Genomic DNA, 15,990 nt, shown 5'->3' on the forward strand with positions numbered 1-15,990 from the left:
GCCGCTCAGGGTTCCCTGGTGATCAGGAGCTCATGCGCTCCGGCCGCCGCGGCCCCCATGGATTCCACCACGGTGGCGGTCCGCAAACGTGTTGCCGCGTCAGCCTCGGGGGTGGCGCAAACACCCTGCGGAGCATCGGCTGCCACCGAACACCAGCGGTACGGATCGCGGACGATCACCGAGGGTGCCCACGCCAAATCCGACGCCGACCACTTCCCGGCGGCGTCCAGGCTGAACTGTGCCCGTACCAGCAGTCCTTCGTTGTTGACCACGTACCACGGCGACAGCTCGGTGACCCCGTTGCCCAGCCCGTAAACGATCCAGGTGCCGTTGTAGTTTTCGATCGGCAGCACGGAGTGGGTGTGGTGGCCGTAGACCATGGTGAACTGGCCGCTGTCCACCAGGGCGTGGGCCACCTCCTGCTGCTGGACGTTGGCTTCGCTGACGTACTCATCCCCCGCGTGCATGGCCGCCAGGACGATGTCAGCGCCCAGTGCCCTTGCCTTCGCCGCCTTGGCAATCATGGTGGGCGCGTCCAGCAGGTCCACCTGCCAGCCGTACTCCGGCAAGAGTCCGTTCAGGCCGTACGTTCCGCTGATGACGGCTATCCTGGCCGCCTCCGTCTGCAGGATCAGGATGCCCTGCGACTCCAGTTCTGTCCGGTAGGAACCGGTGTGCTTGAGGCCGGCCGCGTCGAGGGCATCAAGGGTGCGCAGGACACCGTCTGTGCTGCGGTCGATCGTGTGGTTGCTGGCGGTGGTGCAGGCCTGGTATCCGACTGCCTTGGCCGCCTTAATGATCTGCGGTGGAACGTTGAAGGACGGGTAGGCGGAGAAAGGCCCCTCCGGCACCGCCACTGGCGTCTCCTGGTGGCAGATGGCAAGATCGCTGCGCTCGATGTACCGGCGCTGGCCTTCCAGCAGCGGCCCAAAGTCCATCCCGGCCTTCCCTGCCGCAGCGGCGTCATCGTGGGCCTGCTGCCAGAGCTGGGTGTGGACCAGCATGTCGCCGGTGACCAGCACCGTGGTGCAGCGCAGTGTGGGGCAGGCCGGACCCGCTCCCGGCGTCGGGGTGGGCGTTGGTGTGGGCACTGCCGTCGGTGTATGGCCGGGCCGCCCCTCGGCGGACTCCCTGGCCGCTGCTCCGGAAGGCATGCTCCCGTTCTGTTCGGCCACGAGGCCGCAGCCGGCGAGTGCCGCAGCGAGCATGGCAGCGGCAGTCAGTGCCGGCAGCGCAGCCCGCATCCGACGGGCGGCACCGCCACTTATGTTCCCCATACGCGACATTGTAGGTTCGGTGGCCGTGCCCGGGGCGGATCTCCACGCGTTGAGAAGCCTGCGCCGGTGTGAAAGGTTTGCCTGATGACGAATCCGCTCCTTAGCCCCAGCCCGCTGCCCTACGGGCTGCCGCCATTTGCCCAGGTCAGCCCTTCCGATTACGCCGAGGCCGTTGACGCGGGCCTGATGGAACATCTGGCTGAAATCGAGGCCATTGTAGCCAGCCCGGCGCCCGCCGGCTTCGAAAACACTGCTGTGGCCATGGAGCAGGCAGGCCAACTGCTCCAGCGGGCCGCGGCGTCGTTCTTCACCCTGGTTTCGGCCGATGCGACCGATGAGATCCGTGATCTGGAAACCGAACTCTCGCCGAGGTTCGCCGCCCACCAGGACGATATTTTCCTCAACCGCGCCCTGTTCGAGCGTTTTTCGGCGATTGATACCTCCGGCCTTGATCCTGAGTCCGTCCGGCTGGTGGAGGAGTACCTGAAGGAATTCCGCCAGTCCGGGATCCAGCTCGATCCTGCGGGCCAGGAACACCTGAAGGAAATCAATGCGGAGCTCTCCAGGCTCGGCACGGAGTTCGGCCAGCGGGTCAAGGAGGGCATGAAGTCGGCGGCACTGCTTCTGGACAGTGCAGAGGAGCTGACGGGACTGCCGGCGGATGATGTCGCCAGTGCCGCAGAGGCCGCCCGGGCGGCCGGCCACGGCGGCAAATACCTGCTGACGCTGATCCAGCCGAGCAACCAGCCCGCCATGGCTGCCCTCGAAAACCGGGGCGTCCGCCGTCGGCTGTTTGAGGCCTCCATCAGCCGGGGCAGCGGCGGCAGCAGCCTGGATGTTTTGGATCTGGCACGGTCCATGGCCCGCCTGCGGGCGGAGAAGGCCGCGCTGCTGGGGTTCGCCAACTATGCGGAACTGGTGGTGGACCGCCAGACCGCCCCCGATTTCGAGGCTGTGCAGGCCATGCTTAGCAGGTTGGCCCCGGCCGCTGTCCGCAATGCCGACGCCGAAGCTGCCGCCCTGGCCGAGAGCGCGGGCCACCCTCTCGAAGCGTGGGACTGGGCCTTCTACTCAGCCAAGGTGCGGCGGGAGAAATACGCTGTGGACGAGCAGGCTCTCCGGCCATATTTTGAGCTGGACCGTGTCCTGCGGGACGGCGTCTTCTTCGCCGCCACTTCCCTCTACGGCATCACCTTCCACGAACGTGGGGACCTCGCCGGTTACCACCCCGATGTCCGTGTCTGGGAGGTCCGGGACCAGGACGGGAGCGGGCTGGGGCTTTTCCTGGGCGACTACTACACCCGGGAGTCCAAGCGCGGCGGGGCCTGGATGAACTCGCTGGTGGAACAATCGGACCTGCTCGGCACTCTGCCCGTGGTCATCAACAACCTCAATATCTCCAAGCCTCCCGCCGGCGAGCCAACGCTGCTGACACTGGACGAGCTGCGCACCACCTTCCACGAGTTCGGCCACGCACTCCACGGGCTGTTTTCGAAGGTGACGTACCCGCGGTTCTCCGGGACTGCAGTCCCCCGGGACTTCGTGGAGTACCCTTCGCAGGTCAACGAGATGTGGATCCTGTGGCCGGAGGTGCTGGCCAACTACGCGCGGCACCACGTCACCGGTGAACCGCTGCCACAGGACGCTGTGGCCAGGCTGGACGACGCACGGCTCTGGGGCGAGGGATTCGGAACCACCGAGTATCTGGGGGCAGCACTGCTGGACCTGGCCTGGCACACACTGGATGCCACCGCCGTTCCGGACGATGCCCTCGCCTTCGAGGAGAAGGCGCTGGCAGCCGCCGGAGTGGCGCATGCGCTCATCCCGCCCCGGTACCGCACCGGCTATTTCCAGCACATCTTCGCCGGGGACGGCTACGCAGCCGGGTACTACTCCTACATCTGGAGCGAGGTGCTGGACGCCGAAACCGTGGACTGGTTCACCGAACAGGGCGGCATGACACTCACCAACGGCCAGCGCTTCCGCCAGGAGCTGCTCGCCCGCGGGAACAGCCGGGACCCGCTGGAATCTTTCCGCGCCCTCCGGGGACGTGACGCGAAGCTGGAGCCGCTGCTGAAGCGCCGCGGCCTCGACTAAGAACTCTGATAACGAACGACGCCGGTCCCCCACCCAGGAAAGGTGAGGGACCGGCGTCGTACTGCTTTTGGCGCTGTTACCAGCCGCGCTCAGCCAAGCGGTGGGGCTGCGGGATCTCGTCGACGTTGATGCCCACCATGGCTTCGCCCAGGCCGCGGGAGGCCTTGGCGATGACGTCAGGGTCATCGAAGAACGTGGTGGCCTTCACGACGGCGGCGGCACGCTGGGCCGGGTTGCCGGACTTGAAGATACCGGAACCGACGAACACGCCGTCGGCGCCGAGCTGCATCATCATTGCTGCGTCAGCCGGGGTGGCGATGCCGCCGGCGGTGAACAGCACCACGGGAAGCTTGCCGGTGGAGGCGATTTCCTTGACCAGTTCGTACGGGGCCTGCAGTTCCTTGGCCGCGACATAGAGCTCGTCTTCGGGCAGGGCCGCGAGTTTGAGGATCTCAGCGCGGATCTTGCGCATGTGCCCGGTGGCGTTGGAGACGTCGCCGGTGCCGGCCTCGCCCTTGGACCGGATCATGGCCGCGCCCTCATTGATGCGGCGCAGCGCCTCACCGAGATTGGTGGCGCCACAGACGAAGGGAACGGTGAATTTCCACTTGTCGATGTGGTTGACGTAATCGGCCGGGGTCAGGACCTCGGACTCGTCGATGTAGTCCACGCCGAGGGACTGCAGGATCTGCGCCTCGACGAAGTGGCCGATCCTGGCCTTGGCCATCACCGGCACGGAGACGGCGTCGATGATCTTGTCGATCATGTCCGGATCGGACATGCGGGACACGCCGCCCTGGGCACGGATATCGGCCGGAACGCGTTCCAGCGCCATGACTGCCACGGCACCGGCATCTTCAGCGATGCGGGCCTGTTCGACGTTGACGACGTCCATGATGACGCCGCCCTTGAGCATCTCAGCCATGCCGCGCTTGACGCGGTTGCTGCCCGTGACGCTGTTCGCGGACGAACCGGCTTCGCTGCTTACATCAGGTGTAGACACAAAAACCCCTATGGGTAGATAGATGACCTTCGCCGGGCGTGGAGTGGCACGGAGGTGCCGAAATTCACACACACGGATTGCCGGATCCAGTGACCGGGCAGTCCTAATACTAGTCCCACCGCAGCCAGCGGGCTTAATCAGTGCTAATCCGTGGCGGTGGTCTCCGCCAGGGCCTGGCGGCGGACAGAGACGATGCGCTGGATCACGGTGACAAGGCTCGCCAGCGCAAGCAGTCCGAGCGTCACCAGCAGGACCACAGGAGGCAGCCCCAAGCCGGTAAACCCGGTTACCACCAGGACTGAAACCAGCCTTTCGGCGCGCTCGGCGATGCCCACGTTGGCGGTGAACCCGAGGGACTCGGCCTTGGCCCTGGCGTAGGAAACCACCATGCCCAGGACGAGGCAAAGCATGGCGGCGACGGCGATGGCGTAGTCCGCACCGCCGGTGAAGAACCAGATGGATACGCCTGCGAAGAGTGCACCGTCAGCGATCCTGTCCAGGGTGGAGTCCAGGAAGTTTCCCCAACGCCCCCCGGTGTCCCGCATTCTGGCCATGATCCCGTCCAGTACGTCCGAAAAGATGAACGCTGTAATGAACAGGGTTCCCCACCAAAGCTGGCCGAGAGGGTAGAAAACCAGCGCGCCAACCACCACACCGGCGGTCCCCACAACAGTTACAGCGTCAGGGGAAACACCGATTTTCAGGAGCCAGCGGGCAAGCGGAGAGAACAGCGCGGTAAAAAACCCGCGCGCGTGCTTATTCAGCATCCGTCTCCCCGGGCCATGCCTCGGCAACCTGCAGCCGGACTTCGTCCAGGGTCTGCGTGATGGCCTTGGTCTGGGCGATGATGGGGAAGAAGTTTCCGTCGCCGCCCCACCGCGGAACGATGTGCTGGTGCAGATGGGCCGCGATCCCCGCCCCGCCCACAACGCCCTGGTTCATACCGAGGTTGAAGCCGCCCGGGTTGGCCACTTTGCGCAGGACGCGCATGGCCGTCTGGGTGATGTCCGCGAACTCCGCGGTTTCCTCAAGCGTCAGGTCGGTGTAGTCAGGGACGTGACGGTACGGGCAGACCAGGAGGTGCCCGGGGTTGTACGGAAAGAGGTTGAGCACCACGTAGCAGGTTTTGCCCCGGTGGACGATCAGGGATTCTTCGTCGCTGCGGCCGGGCCCTACACAGAACGGGCAGTCATTCTCGTTTTTGAACTGGTGCTGGCCACCCTTGATGTAGGCCATCCGGTGGGGAGTCCACAGGCGCTGGAATGCATCCGGCACACCCGCGAGATCAAAATCATCGGTTACGCCGGCATCGCCCGGATATCCAGCGCCTGTGTTCTCTTGCACCGTGTTGTGTCCGTTTCCGCTAGCTGGTCCGGTTGCGGACGGCTTCTGTGATCCGCTTGACCGCCTCGGCCACTGGCACGCCGTTGTCCTGGCTGCCGTCACGGAACCGGAAGGACACCGCTCCGGCCTCGGCGTCGTCGCCGCCGGCGATCAGGACAAAGGGGATCTTGTCCTTGCTGGCGGTGCGAATCTTTTTGGGGAACCTGTCTGAGGACGTGTCCACCTCGGCACGGATGCCGGCCGCCTTGAGCTGGTCAACGACGTCGAACATGTAGTCATTGAACGTCTCGGCCACCGGAATGGCCACTACCTGGACCGGTGAGAGCCAGGCGGGGAAGGCTCCGGCGTAGTGCTCCGTGAGGACACCCATGAACCGCTCGATGGAACCGAAGAGTGCGCGGTGGATCATCACGGGGCGCTGGCGCGTGCCGTCGGCGGCCTGGAATTCCAGTTCGAACCGTTCGGGCAGGTTGAAGTCCAGCTGGATGGTGGACATCTGCCAGGTGCGGCCCAGGGCGTCCTTGGCCTGCACGGAGATCTTAGGTCCGTAGAAGGCAGCCCCACCCGGATCCGGCACCAGGTCAAGCCCGGATTCCTCCGCGACCTCGGCAAGGGTCTTGGTGGCTTCTTCCCAGGCGGCGTCGTCTCCGACGTACTTCTCCGGGTCCTTGGTGGACAGCTCCAGGTAGAAGTCGTTCAGGCCGTAGTCCTTGAGCAGGTCCAGGACGAAGTTCAGGGTCTTGGTGAGTTCGTCCTTCATCTGCTCGCGGGTGCAGTAGATGTGGGCGTCGTCCTGGGTCATCCCCCGGACCCGGGTCAGGCCGTGGACCACGCCGGACTTCTCGTAGCGGTACACCGCACCGAATTCAAAGAGCCGCAAAGGCAGTTCGCGGTAGGAACGTCCGCGGGAACGGAAGATCAGGTTGTGCATGGGGCAGTTCATCGGCTTGAGGTAGTAGTCCTGTGCCGGCTTGCGGATGGTGCCGTCGGCATTGAGTTCCTCGTCGACGCGCATCGCCGGGAACATGCCCTCCTTGTACCAGTCAAGGTGGCCCGAGACCTCGTACAGGTGGCCCTTGGTGATGTGCGGGGTGTAGACGAACTCGTAGCCGGCCTCGACGTGCCGCTGGCGGGAGTAGTCCTCCATCTCCTTGCGGATGATGCCGCCCTTGGGATGGAAGACCGGCAGGCCGGAGCCCAGTTCATCCGGGAAGGAAAACAGGTCAAGCTCTACGCCGAGCTTGCGGTGGTCGCGGCGTTCGGCTTCGGCGAGCCGTTCCTGGTAGGCCTTGAGCTCATCCTTGGTGGGCCAGGCGGTGCCGTAGATCCGCTGCAGCTGCTGGTTCTTCTGGTTGCCCAGCCAGTACGCGGAGGAGGAACGGGTCAGCGCGAAGGCGTTGGAGATGAGCTTGGTGTTGGGCAGGTGCGGCCCGCGGCAGAGGTCGCACCAGACGCTGTCACCGCTCTTCCGGTCCACATTGTCGTAGATGGTGATGTCGCCGGCGCCGACCTCAACGTTGACGCCTTCGCCTGCTTCGGCGGCCTCGTCCTTTTTGCCCAGCAGTTCCAGCTTGTAGGGCTCGTCCTTCATGGCCTCACGGGCCTGGTCCTCGTTGACCACCCGGCGGACGAACTTCTGGTTCTGGTTGACGATCTTGAGCATCATCTTCTCGAGGGTCTTGAGGTCCTCGGGAGTAAAGGGCTCGGCGACATCGAAGTCGAAGTAGAAGCCGTCAGTGATGTACGGGCCGATTCCCAGCTTGGCGTCCGGGCGCAGCTGCTGCACTGCCTGGGCCATGACGTGGGCTGTGGAGTGGCGCAGGACGTTGAGGCCGTCGGGGGAACCGATGGTGACGGCCTCGATTTCGGCGCCCTCGGGCAGTTCCTGGTCAAGGTCCTTCAGCTCGCCGTTGACGCGGGCCACAACAACATCGCGGCGCTCAAAGAAGAGTTCCGCACCGGTTGTCCCGGTAGTCACCTTGGTCTCTTCGCCATCGACGATGAGGGTGATCTGCTGGGCATCTGACACGGGTGTCTCCTATTCAAAGTTTTAGGCTTCATAGCTTGCGGCATACGGGGACCACAGCCAGCCATCGTCAATGCTATCGGTTCCGCGGGAGGCCGACCAACGGGACCCGCGGGCACTCAGCCGCCCATCCCCGTGATGGCCAGGCTCCGGCTGATACCGTCCAGCGGGTGCGGGACATCGGCGGTCCGGGGCCGGGACGCGGGGAAAGGCAGGGTTTCCACGCGGCTCAGGTCCCAGGCCATGTTGGCGCTCAGGCTGATTCCCCGCGGGCCTGTTCGCCTGGTGGTGCCGCGGATGAGCAGCAGCCTGGTGCCGAACAACAGGAGCCCGGCCTGTTCCTGGGCTTCATGGAAAAACACGGAATCGATGCAGCCGGTGCCGTCATCGATGCTGATGAAAACCACACGGCGCCCGCCACGCATGGGCGGGGTCTGGGTGGCGATACGCACTCCAGCCACCAGAACTTCGGTGCCGTTGCGCAGCCCCAGGAGCTTGTCCGCGGTGGTAACCCCAAGCCTGTCCAGCATGGGCCGGTGGCTGTCCATCAGGTGCCCGCTGACATCGATGGCCATCAGGTCCAGCTCTGCCCGGACCTTTTCCACCAGGGTGGGTGCAGGCAGTCCAGGCTTGACGTTCCGCAGTTCCACATCCCCCAGCGGCAGGGATAGCTGGCCCTCCATAACGTCGCGGCCCTTCCTGGTTCCTCCAGCGGATTGCAGCTTCTGAAGATGCTGGACCAGGTCTGCACGGTTTGCTGCGCCGCCTGATTCCCGGTGCAGGGAATCAAAGGCACCCAGCTGGGCGAGCCTGTTGATACTCGGCTTGCTCAGCCTGGACCGGGCCCGGAGGTCCGCCAGGGAGTCATAAGGCTGGCCGGCAACAATCCGTTTGAGCTCGGTACCTGACAGGCCGTAAATACCGTTCAGGCTTAGCCTGATCCCCAGCTTCCCGCTGTCCGGACCGTCAGCGACCCGCTCAACCCTGTATTCGGCGTCGCTGCGGTTGATGTCCAGCGGCAGGATGGGGATGCCAAGCCTGCGGGCCTCGGCCACCAGCAGCCGTTTGGGATACATGCCGGGATCGTGTTCCCACAGGCCGGCGAGGAAAGCCTCGGGATGGTGGGTTTTGAGCCAGGCCGACTGGTAGGTGGGTACGGCAAATGCGGCTCCATGGGCTTTGCAGAAGCCAAAGCTGCCGAATGCCTTCAGGGTGCCCCAGACTTTATCCACAACGTCGGGGGAATAGCCCTTTGCCCGGGCCTCCTTGCGGAAGAACTCTTCAACCTTCAGTTCGAGGACTTCGTTTCCAAGCGCCCGGCGGAACTCATCAGCACGGGCCAGTCCGCAGCCGGTCATCACATCGAATGTCTTGAGGATCTGTTCATGGAAGACGGTGACTCCATGGGTTTCCTGCAGCACCGGTTTCAGGTCAGGGTGCGGATAGACCTCCGGAGCGAACCCGTGCCGGTGCTCCAGGAAGGGACGCACCATGTCGGATTTCATCGGGCCGGGCCTGAACAGCGAAATGTCGATGATGAGGTCGTTGAATTCACGCGGCGCCATCTTGCCGATCAGTTCACGCTGGCCGGGTGACTCGATCTGGAAACAGCCCAGCGTGTGGGTGCTGCGGATCAGTTCGTACGTGGGTTCGTCGTCCAGCGGAACAGCATTGAGGTCGATCAGGCCGTTCTCGGCGATGTAATCCGGCCCGGTTCCATCCGGGGCCGTGGGATGACTGCCTGCCGCCACCACCTCTGCTTTGGAGGGATGGATCCGGATCACTTCCCGGACGGCAAAGGCCATGGCGCTCTGCATCCTGACCCCCAGGACATCGAGCTTGAGCATCCCCATGGGATCCATGTCGTGTTTGTCGAACTGGCTCATGGGCAGCCCCAGTCCGCTGGGCTGGACAGGGGTCCGGTCCAGGAGGGTGGCGTCTCCCAGGATCACACCGCAGGGGTGCATGGAAATATGGCGGGGCAGCCGGTCCAGCCGTTCCGTCAGGTCCACCAGCAGATCAAGCTGCTGGTTTTCGGTAAAGTCCCGCTGCTCCACCCTGCCGGCGAACTCCCGGAGCTCAGGCTTCTCCGCCAGGGCTTCGCGGAACTTCCGGGCCGAAAACCGCCACAGCTGCTTGGCGATCTCCCCGACATCGCCCTCGTCCATGCCCAACGCCATCCCGGCATCACGGACCGCACCGCGGGCCCGGTACCCGTTCTGCATGCTCATCAGGGTGACACGCTCGGCGCCGAACCGGTCAAAAATCCTGCGGTAGACATTGTGCCGCTCAGCGCTTTCGACGTCGATATCAATGTCCGGAAGGGTGGCCCGGTCCCGGGACAGGAACCGCTCAAAGATCAGGTCGTGCTGCAGGGGGTTAACATGGCTGACCTCGATCAGGTAATTGACCAGGCTGGAGGCACCTGACCCCCGGGCAGCAGCCCGGACCCCCATGTCCTGGATCATCCGGGACACTTCAGCCACGGTGAGGAAGTAGGAGGAGAACCCGAGGTTCAGGATGATGCCCAGCTCGTGGTCCAGCCGTTGGCGCATCTCCTGCAGGGAAGAGCCGGAAATCCCCGGGAAGCGCCGGCCGATTCCTGCTTCGCAGCGTTGCACCAGTTCCAGGTGCGGGTCCTGGCTTATTCCAATGACGGAAGCCTCAGGGACCACCGGCTGCTTCCAGCCCATGTCCGTCACCGGATCGATCCTGCAGAAATCGGCGAGCGCCTCAGTCTGGGCCATCAGCTGTTTAAGGTCAGCTGTGCCATACCCGGCGGCATGGATGATTTCCTTGCCCAGCTGCAGCATCTGCCCTGCCGATTTCAGCCAGCCCTGCCCATTGGGCTGAAGGAGGGGTTCTGCCGCAAGTTCAGGCAGGGATTTGAGCGTCCGGGCTGAATCGAGAACGTCCGCTGTGGCGGCACCGTCCTCTGCGCAGTAACGCACTGCATTGGTAAGCACCGCAGGGACGTGGTGTTCTTCCGCCAGCTTCAGCATGCGCACCGCATGGGAGGTGCTCAGGGGCGCTCCGGGGGCGCTGAGCTGGGATACGACCTCGGCAACGAGGGTTCCAGCAGGCATGGCCTCGACCCACCGCTTGAAAAGGGTGCGGGGCAGCAGGTACCGCCTGCCTCCCATGGCCCGGCCGGCGTCGGAATCAGGGCCGATCAGGACGGTCAGCACCGGTTTCAGGGTTTTCGGATCAAGCGTGCGTGAGGCGAGTTCAGCGCGGGTGACGGCCACCGGCACAGCTCCCCCGGCTTTACCTGAGGTGCGGGCATGGGCATCTGACACCAGCCGGCACAGCGCCCGGTAGCCTGCCCCGTTGTTGTTGCCCCTGGCCAGGACCACCACGCGCCCGGCGAGCTGGGTACGGTGATCGCCGTCGTCGTCGAAGACCGCAAGGTCCACCCCCACCACTGGATCGATGCCCGCAGCCATGCAGGCTTTGAGATGTTTGACTGTGCCGTAGAGGCCGTCACGGTCAGTGCAGGCAAGGGCAGTGGCGCCGTCAGCGGCGGCGGCCTGGGCCAGTTCGTCGGGCCAGGAAACGCCGTAATGCGCGCTGAAAGCGGTGGAAACATGGAGGTGCGTAAAGGTCATGCTGTTTTGGGCTGGAGGGCGTCGTGGATCCGCAACAGCCTCCAGCGGCCGCTGCCGATGTGCCGTGTGAGGTCAAGGGTGAGCAGCTCTGCCGTATCCCCTTGAGCAGTTTGGACCTGGACCCGCCAGATCTCGTGGTCAACCAGGCCGGGCCCGCTGCCAAGAGGTGCGCGGCTTTCTTCGGCCCACCATTGGCGGCGTTCGTACCACCGCGAAGGCTCGGCGCACACCAGGTAGTGCCGGCCGGCCCAAAAGAGCTCCAGCGGCTGACCGGCTGGATTGCAGCGGACGTCCACAGACTCGCTGAACATACCCATGGGTGCCTCCCGGAGCCGGCTGATGCAGACGTTCACAATGATTCGTTCGAATATGTATTCGAATAAATGAAGTCTACGCCGGGGCCACCGCAAAACCTAGACGGGGGTGGACGGACGGCCAGCAGGAGGGCAGGATTGTGCCATGAGCTCCCATGACGCACTCCTCAAGCACGTAAGCATCAAAGCCCAGGACGAGACCCTCGTGGCCGACTTTGATATCGACGGCAATATACCGGGGGCGGGTGCGTATGTTGTGGGACTGGTGGCGTCGAGTCCTGACCATTCTTCGCAAAGACGGCTGGGTATTGAATTCCTGAACGGGGAGGCTATCGCCTTCTACTCGTTCTGCCATGACCAGACCACCGAGGAAAACTATGACCTGTCCGGGGTGACCCATTCGGGCAACACCATCACGGGAAACTTCCCTATGGCTGCCATCCAAGGGCTTGGCAAAGGGCACTTCATGACGGCGTTCAGCGAAGCCGACGGCCGCGATTTCCAGGGTGGCTTCCCGGTCGAGGAAGCGCTCTAAAAGGGAAGCACTGCATAAGTGCTTCGAAGGCTCAGCTGGTTTCTTTGTGGACCTTGAGCTCGAGTTCAATAAAGCCCGAAATCATGGCCCGGTACGTGGACTCCACGATGTCCGGGTCGATGTCCTTCTTCTCAGCAGCGCTCCGGACATGCTCAATAACCCGTTCCACCCGGCCAGGAGCACGGACTTCTGCGTCGTCCCCCTTCAGGGTGCCGGCAATCCGGATCAGCCGTTCACGCCGCGCGATCAGGGTGACGATTTGATCGTCAACCTCGTCCACCGCAATGCGCACGGCAGCGAGCTGCTCCTTGTCGGCCAAAGCGTCCCGTTCGTTTCCTTGTATTGTCGCCATGATCTGACAGTATCGAAGCATGCAGCCCAGAGTCGACCTCATCTCACTAGGTGTCCGCAGCGTTGAGGCCTCCCGCCGGTTCTATGTTGAAGGCCTTGGCTGGCCCATCCACCGCGAGATTCCCGGAGACGTGGTGTTTATCCAGGTCAACCGCGGCCTGGTCCTTTCGCTGTGGGACGCCCGGCAGATGCAGGCCGAGGCAGGCGTTGACGCCCCCGGCCGGGTCCCTTGCATCACGCTGAGCCATAACCTTGCCAGCACGGAGGAAGTGGACCAGGTCCTGGCTGAAGCCGCGGCAGCCGGGGCAAGTACGGTTGCCGAGCCGATCACCCAGCCTTGGGGAGGATACAGCGGCTATTTCGCCGATCCGGACGGCTTCCGCTGGGAAGTTGCATACAACCCCACCTGGGCAGTGGACGACGACGGCGACGTCATCGTTTAGCGGGCCCCGCGCCTAAGACGGCCCGCGCCTTAGAAGAGTGCCTCCACCGGGCGGATGAGTTCCGGCGAATTGTTGCGGACGTTTCCCACCTCCCGGCCAACGGAATCCACGCGCCAGTCCGCTGCCACTTCTTTCACGTGCGCGCGGACCAGGTCCACGAGGAACGCGGCGTCGTCGATCTGCGGGTCGATCCAGGACTCCATCGTGGCGCGGTCCATGGGCAGCGGTACCCGGTCATGCAGGGCCGTGAGTTTGCCGAACACGGTGGACTCTGCACCGGGCGGAGGAGTGTCCGCCGTCAGGATCGATGTAGAAAGCAGCCACCGTCCGGGCTCGCCCTCTGCCTTGGACGGATCCTTCCACCACTCGTACAGGCCGGCGAACACCAGGCCGCTCCCCTTGCCCGGGTGGACGTAGTAGGGCTGTTTGGCTTTGCCGGTGCCCTGCTTCCACTCGTAATAACCGTCCGCCGGTACGGCGCAGCGGCGGGACTGGACGGCCTTGCGGAACGCCGGCTTTTCCAGCACGGTCTCGCTCCGGGCGTTGATCATCTTGGCGCCAATGCCGGGATCCTTGGCCCATGACGGGACCAGGCCCCACCGGGCCACATGCAACTGCCGCACCGTGGCATCATCCTTCAGGCGCTCCAGCACAATGGGCACGCCGTCCGTGGGTGCCACGTTCCATGACGGCGGCAGCTCCACGTCCTCTTCCAGCTGAGCGTCGAACTCCGCCAGCAGATCCCCCACGGCACGTGCCATCACATAGCGTCCACACATGGCTCCAGCTTGCCATCACTGCCGGGCACTGTCATCCGGAGCCACCCGCACCGGGGAATACCCCGCTGCGGGTTACCGTTGACAGGAACGAACCCCTCAACGAATTCAGGAGAGCTCCGTGGACTTTACCCCCGAGAACGGCACCATCACCATGTTTTCCACCACCTGGTGCGGCTACTGCAACCGGCTCAAGAAGCAGCTGGACGCGCAGGGCATCGGCTACACGGAGATCAACATCGAAGAGGTGGAGGGCACGGCAGAGCTCGTGGAGCAGCTTAACGGCGGCAACCAGACCGTCCCCACCGTGCTCTTCCCGGATGGCACAGCCGCCACCAACCCGTCCCTGGCGGAGGTCAAGAGCCGGCTCGCAGCCTAGCTCCCTCCCGCACATGTGGTAGACAGAACGGGACCAACATCCGTGTTGGTCCCGTTCTGTCTATCTGCATTAAGGGAGCCTTCCGTGGTCCATAAAGTCAAAGGTGTTGTAGCCCGTTCCAAGGGTGCCCCGGTCACCCTGGAGACCATCCTGGTCCCGGATCCCGGCCCGGGTGAGGCCCTCGTGGACATCATCACCTCCGGCGTCTGCCACACCGACCTGCACTACAAGCTCGGCGGCATCAGCGATGACTTCCCGTTCCTGCTTGGCCACGAAGCAACCGGCGTGGTCAACGCCGTCGGCCCTGATGTCACGAACGTCGCCCCGGGTGACCGGGTGGTGCTGAACTGGCGGGCCGTCTGCGGCAACTGCCGTGCGTGCGAGCGCGGCCAGGCCCAGTACTGCTTCAACACGCACAACGCCACCCAAAAGATGACGCTCGAGGACGGCACCGAACTGTCCGCCGCCCTCGGAATCGGCGCCTTCACCGAAAAGACGCTGGTGGCCGCCGGCCAGTGCACCAAAGTGGATCCCGACGCCGATGCTGCCGCGATCGGGCTGCTCGGCTGCGGCGTGATGGCCGGGCTGGGTGCCGCCATCAACACCGGTGGGGTCAAACGCGGCGACACGGTGGCCGTCATCGGCTGCGGCGGCGTCGGCGTGGCTGCCATCGCAGGGGCCGCGCTCGCGGGCGCAACCACCATCATCGCGGTGGACATCGACGCGAAAAAGCTGGAACGCGCCACGGAGCTCGGCGCCACCCACACGGTTGACTCCTCCGCAAACGATCCGGTGGAGAAGATCCGCGCGCTCACCGGCGGCTTCGGCGCTGACGTGGTGATTGACGCCGTCGGCCGTCCCGAAACGTACAAGCAGGCGTTCTACGCCCGCGATCTCGCCGGCACCGTGGTCCTGGTGGGCGTCCCCACCCCGGAAATGACGCTGGAGCTTCCCCTGCTGGACGTCTTCGGCCGCGGCGGATCCCTGAAGTCCTCCTGGTACGGCGACTGCCTGCCGTCAAGGGACTTCCCCATGCTCATCAGCCTCTACAAACAGGGCAAGCTGGACCTGGATGCCTTCGTCACCGAGCGGATCACCATCGACCAGGTGGAGGAAGCCTTCGAGAAGATGCACTCCGGTTCGGTCCTGCGATCGGTGGTGGAACTGTGAGCCTCCGGATCGACCGCCTGGTCACCTCAGGAACATTCTCGCTCGACGGCGGCACGTGGGACGTGGACAACAACGTCTGGATTGTGGGCAACGACGAGGAATGCGTTGTCATCGATCCCGCCCACGACGCCAAGGCCGTTGCCGCCGCAGTGGGCAGCCGGACCCTGAAGGCCATCCTGCTGACCCACGGCCATGACGACCACATCCGGTCAGTGGGTGACTTCCGGGACCTCATCCAGGCCCCCATCCACCTTCACCAGGCAGACTGGATGCTCTGGCACAGCGTGTATCCCGAAGTGGATCCCGACGTCGATATCAGCCACGGCGACGTGTTCGAGGTGGCCGGCGCACAGCTGAAGGCCCTGCACACCCCCGGGCACTCGCCGGGTTCGGTGTCCTTCCACCTGGCGGACGGGCCCGACGGCGAAGGCACCGTCTTCAGCGGTGACACCCTGTTCCAGGGCGGTCCGGGGGCGACGGGCAGGTCCTACAGCGACTTCCCCACCATCATCGATTCAATCCGGACCTGGCTGCTGCCCCTTCCGGCCGGGACCGTGGTCCGCACGGGCCATGGGGACACCACCACGATCGGCGCGGAAGCTCCGCACCTCGAGGAATGGATCGCCCGGGGCCACTGACAGCCCGCCCGGCGATCCCGCCCCACAAC

The 15,990-nt window shown here is 64.5% G+C and carries 15 protein-coding genes; 6 read left to right on the top strand and 9 right to left on the bottom strand.

The window, feature by feature from the left end; translation table 11 throughout:
* Window positions 1–5 precede the first annotated feature (5 nt).
* Entirely contained in the window at window positions 6–1,277 is a 1,272-nt protein-coding gene (locus tag ACP7AX_RS08100) for a CapA family protein (RefSeq protein WP_426226052.1), read from the bottom strand.
* Window positions 1,278–1,361: 84 nt separating this feature from the next.
* Here ACP7AX_RS08100 and ACP7AX_RS08105 point away from each other — a divergent pair, with 84 nt between their 5' ends.
* Window positions 1,362–3,374: a M3 family metallopeptidase gene (locus ACP7AX_RS08105; protein WP_426226053.1), complete on the top strand. Its 2,013-nt coding sequence runs from the start codon at window positions 1,362–1,364 to the stop codon at window positions 3,372–3,374.
* 76 nt (window positions 3,375–3,450) lie between these two features.
* On the opposite strand, the gene pdxS is transcribed toward ACP7AX_RS08105, so the two are convergent.
* The 6 genes from pdxS to ACP7AX_RS08135 all read right to left on the bottom strand — a co-directional run bounded on the left by pdxS (window position 3,451) and on the right by ACP7AX_RS08135 (window position 11,672).
* Window positions 3,451–4,377, bottom strand: a complete 927-nt coding sequence (pdxS, locus tag ACP7AX_RS08110) for a pyridoxal 5'-phosphate synthase lyase subunit PdxS (protein WP_131684031.1) — start codon at window positions 4,375–4,377, stop codon at window positions 3,451–3,453.
* A gap of 143 nt (window positions 4,378–4,520) precedes the next feature.
* Window positions 4,521–5,144: a phosphatidylinositol phosphate synthase gene (gene pgsA / locus ACP7AX_RS08115; protein WP_426226054.1), complete on the bottom strand. Its 624-nt coding sequence runs from the start codon at window positions 5,142–5,144 to the stop codon at window positions 4,521–4,523.
* Complete coding sequence (locus tag ACP7AX_RS08120) at window positions 5,134–5,721, bottom strand: HIT domain-containing protein (RefSeq protein ID WP_131684029.1); 588 nt, start codon at window positions 5,719–5,721, stop codon at window positions 5,134–5,136. Before ACP7AX_RS08120 ends, pgsA begins: the two co-directional genes overlap by 11 nt.
* Window positions 5,722–5,740: 19 nt before the next feature.
* Window positions 5,741–7,750: a threonine--tRNA ligase gene (thrS, locus tag ACP7AX_RS08125; protein ID WP_426226055.1), complete on the bottom strand. Its 2,010-nt coding sequence runs from the start codon at window positions 7,748–7,750 to the stop codon at window positions 5,741–5,743.
* Between the two features lie 116 nt (window positions 7,751–7,866).
* Window positions 7,867–11,355: a DNA polymerase III subunit alpha gene (locus ACP7AX_RS08130; RefSeq protein ID WP_426226056.1), complete on the bottom strand. Its 3,489-nt coding sequence runs from the start codon at window positions 11,353–11,355 to the stop codon at window positions 7,867–7,869.
* Window positions 11,352–11,672, bottom strand: coding sequence for a DUF6504 family protein (locus tag ACP7AX_RS08135; RefSeq protein ID WP_426226158.1), 321 nt, complete (start codon window positions 11,670–11,672; stop codon window positions 11,352–11,354). Before ACP7AX_RS08135 ends, ACP7AX_RS08130 begins: the two co-directional genes overlap by 4 nt.
* 142 nt (window positions 11,673–11,814) lie before the next feature.
* Here ACP7AX_RS08135 and ACP7AX_RS08140 point away from each other — a divergent pair, with 142 nt between their 5' ends.
* On the top strand, window positions 11,815–12,204 hold the full coding sequence (locus ACP7AX_RS08140; protein ID WP_131684026.1) for a hypothetical protein: 390 nt from the start codon (window positions 11,815–11,817) through the stop codon (window positions 12,202–12,204).
* A 31-nt stretch (window positions 12,205–12,235) separates the two neighbouring features.
* On the opposite strand, the gene ACP7AX_RS08145 is transcribed toward ACP7AX_RS08140, so the two are convergent.
* Entirely contained in the window at window positions 12,236–12,556 is a 321-nt protein-coding gene (locus tag ACP7AX_RS08145; protein WP_131684025.1) for a chorismate mutase, read from the bottom strand.
* 19 nt (window positions 12,557–12,575) lie between these two features.
* On the opposite strand from ACP7AX_RS08145, the gene ACP7AX_RS08150 reads away from it, so the two are divergent.
* The gene (locus ACP7AX_RS08150) at window positions 12,576–12,998 is read left to right on the top strand and encodes a VOC family protein (protein WP_426226057.1); all 423 of its coding nucleotides are present in this window, start codon (window positions 12,576–12,578) and stop codon (window positions 12,996–12,998) included.
* A gap of 29 nt (window positions 12,999–13,027) precedes the next feature.
* Here ACP7AX_RS08150 and ACP7AX_RS08155 read toward each other — a convergent pair whose 3' ends face one another.
* Complete coding sequence (locus tag ACP7AX_RS08155) at window positions 13,028–13,777, bottom strand: SOS response-associated peptidase (RefSeq protein WP_426226058.1); 750 nt, start codon at window positions 13,775–13,777, stop codon at window positions 13,028–13,030.
* Window positions 13,778–13,895: 118 nt separating this feature from the next.
* On the opposite strand from ACP7AX_RS08155, the gene ACP7AX_RS08160 reads away from it, so the two are divergent.
* The 3 genes from ACP7AX_RS08160 (at window position 13,896) to ACP7AX_RS08170 (ending at window position 15,961) form a co-directional block, all read left to right on the top strand.
* Complete coding sequence (locus ACP7AX_RS08160; protein ID WP_108599279.1) at window positions 13,896–14,153, top strand: mycoredoxin; 258 nt, start codon at window positions 13,896–13,898, stop codon at window positions 14,151–14,153.
* An 84-nt stretch (window positions 14,154–14,237) separates the two neighbouring features.
* Window positions 14,238–15,323: an S-(hydroxymethyl)mycothiol dehydrogenase gene (locus tag ACP7AX_RS08165; protein WP_426226059.1), complete on the top strand. Its 1,086-nt coding sequence runs from the start codon at window positions 14,238–14,240 to the stop codon at window positions 15,321–15,323.
* A complete protein-coding gene (locus ACP7AX_RS08170; protein WP_426226060.1) occupies window positions 15,320–15,961 on the top strand; it encodes an MBL fold metallo-hydrolase in 642 nt (213 codons plus the stop codon). Before ACP7AX_RS08165 ends, ACP7AX_RS08170 begins: the two co-directional genes overlap by 4 nt.
* Window positions 15,962–15,990 lie beyond the last annotated feature (29 nt).

Origin of the sequence: Pseudarthrobacter sp. DSP2-3-2b1 (assembly GCF_049895945.1) — a bacterium.
GTDB lineage: Bacteria > Actinomycetota > Actinomycetes > Actinomycetales > Micrococcaceae > Arthrobacter.

Coding starts and splice junctions, on each gene's coding strand:
- pgsA (WP_426226054.1), bottom strand. CDS start 5,144: ATGCTGAATAAGCACGCGCGCGGGTTTTTTACCGCGCTGTTCTCTCCG.
- ACP7AX_RS08100 (WP_426226052.1), bottom strand. CDS start 1,277: ATGGGGAACATAAGTGGCGGTGCCGCCCGTCGGATGCGGGCTGCGCTG.
- ACP7AX_RS08140 (WP_131684026.1), top strand. CDS start 11,815: ATGAGCTCCCATGACGCACTCCTCAAGCACGTAAGCATCAAAGCCCAG.
- ACP7AX_RS08130 (WP_426226056.1), bottom strand. CDS start 11,355: ATGACCTTTACGCACCTCCATGTTTCCACCGCTTTCAGCGCGCATTAC.
- ACP7AX_RS08150 (WP_426226057.1), top strand. CDS start 12,576: ATGCAGCCCAGAGTCGACCTCATCTCACTAGGTGTCCGCAGCGTTGAG.
- ACP7AX_RS08135 (WP_426226158.1), bottom strand. CDS start 11,672: ATGGGTATGTTCAGCGAGTCTGTGGACGTCCGCTGCAATCCAGCCGGT.
- ACP7AX_RS08145 (WP_131684025.1), bottom strand. CDS start 12,556: ATGGCGACAATACAAGGAAACGAACGGGACGCTTTGGCCGACAAGGAG.
- ACP7AX_RS08155 (WP_426226058.1), bottom strand. CDS start 13,777: ATGTGTGGACGCTATGTGATGGCACGTGCCGTGGGGGATCTGCTGGCG.
- ACP7AX_RS08105 (WP_426226053.1), top strand. CDS start 1,362: ATGACGAATCCGCTCCTTAGCCCCAGCCCGCTGCCCTACGGGCTGCCG.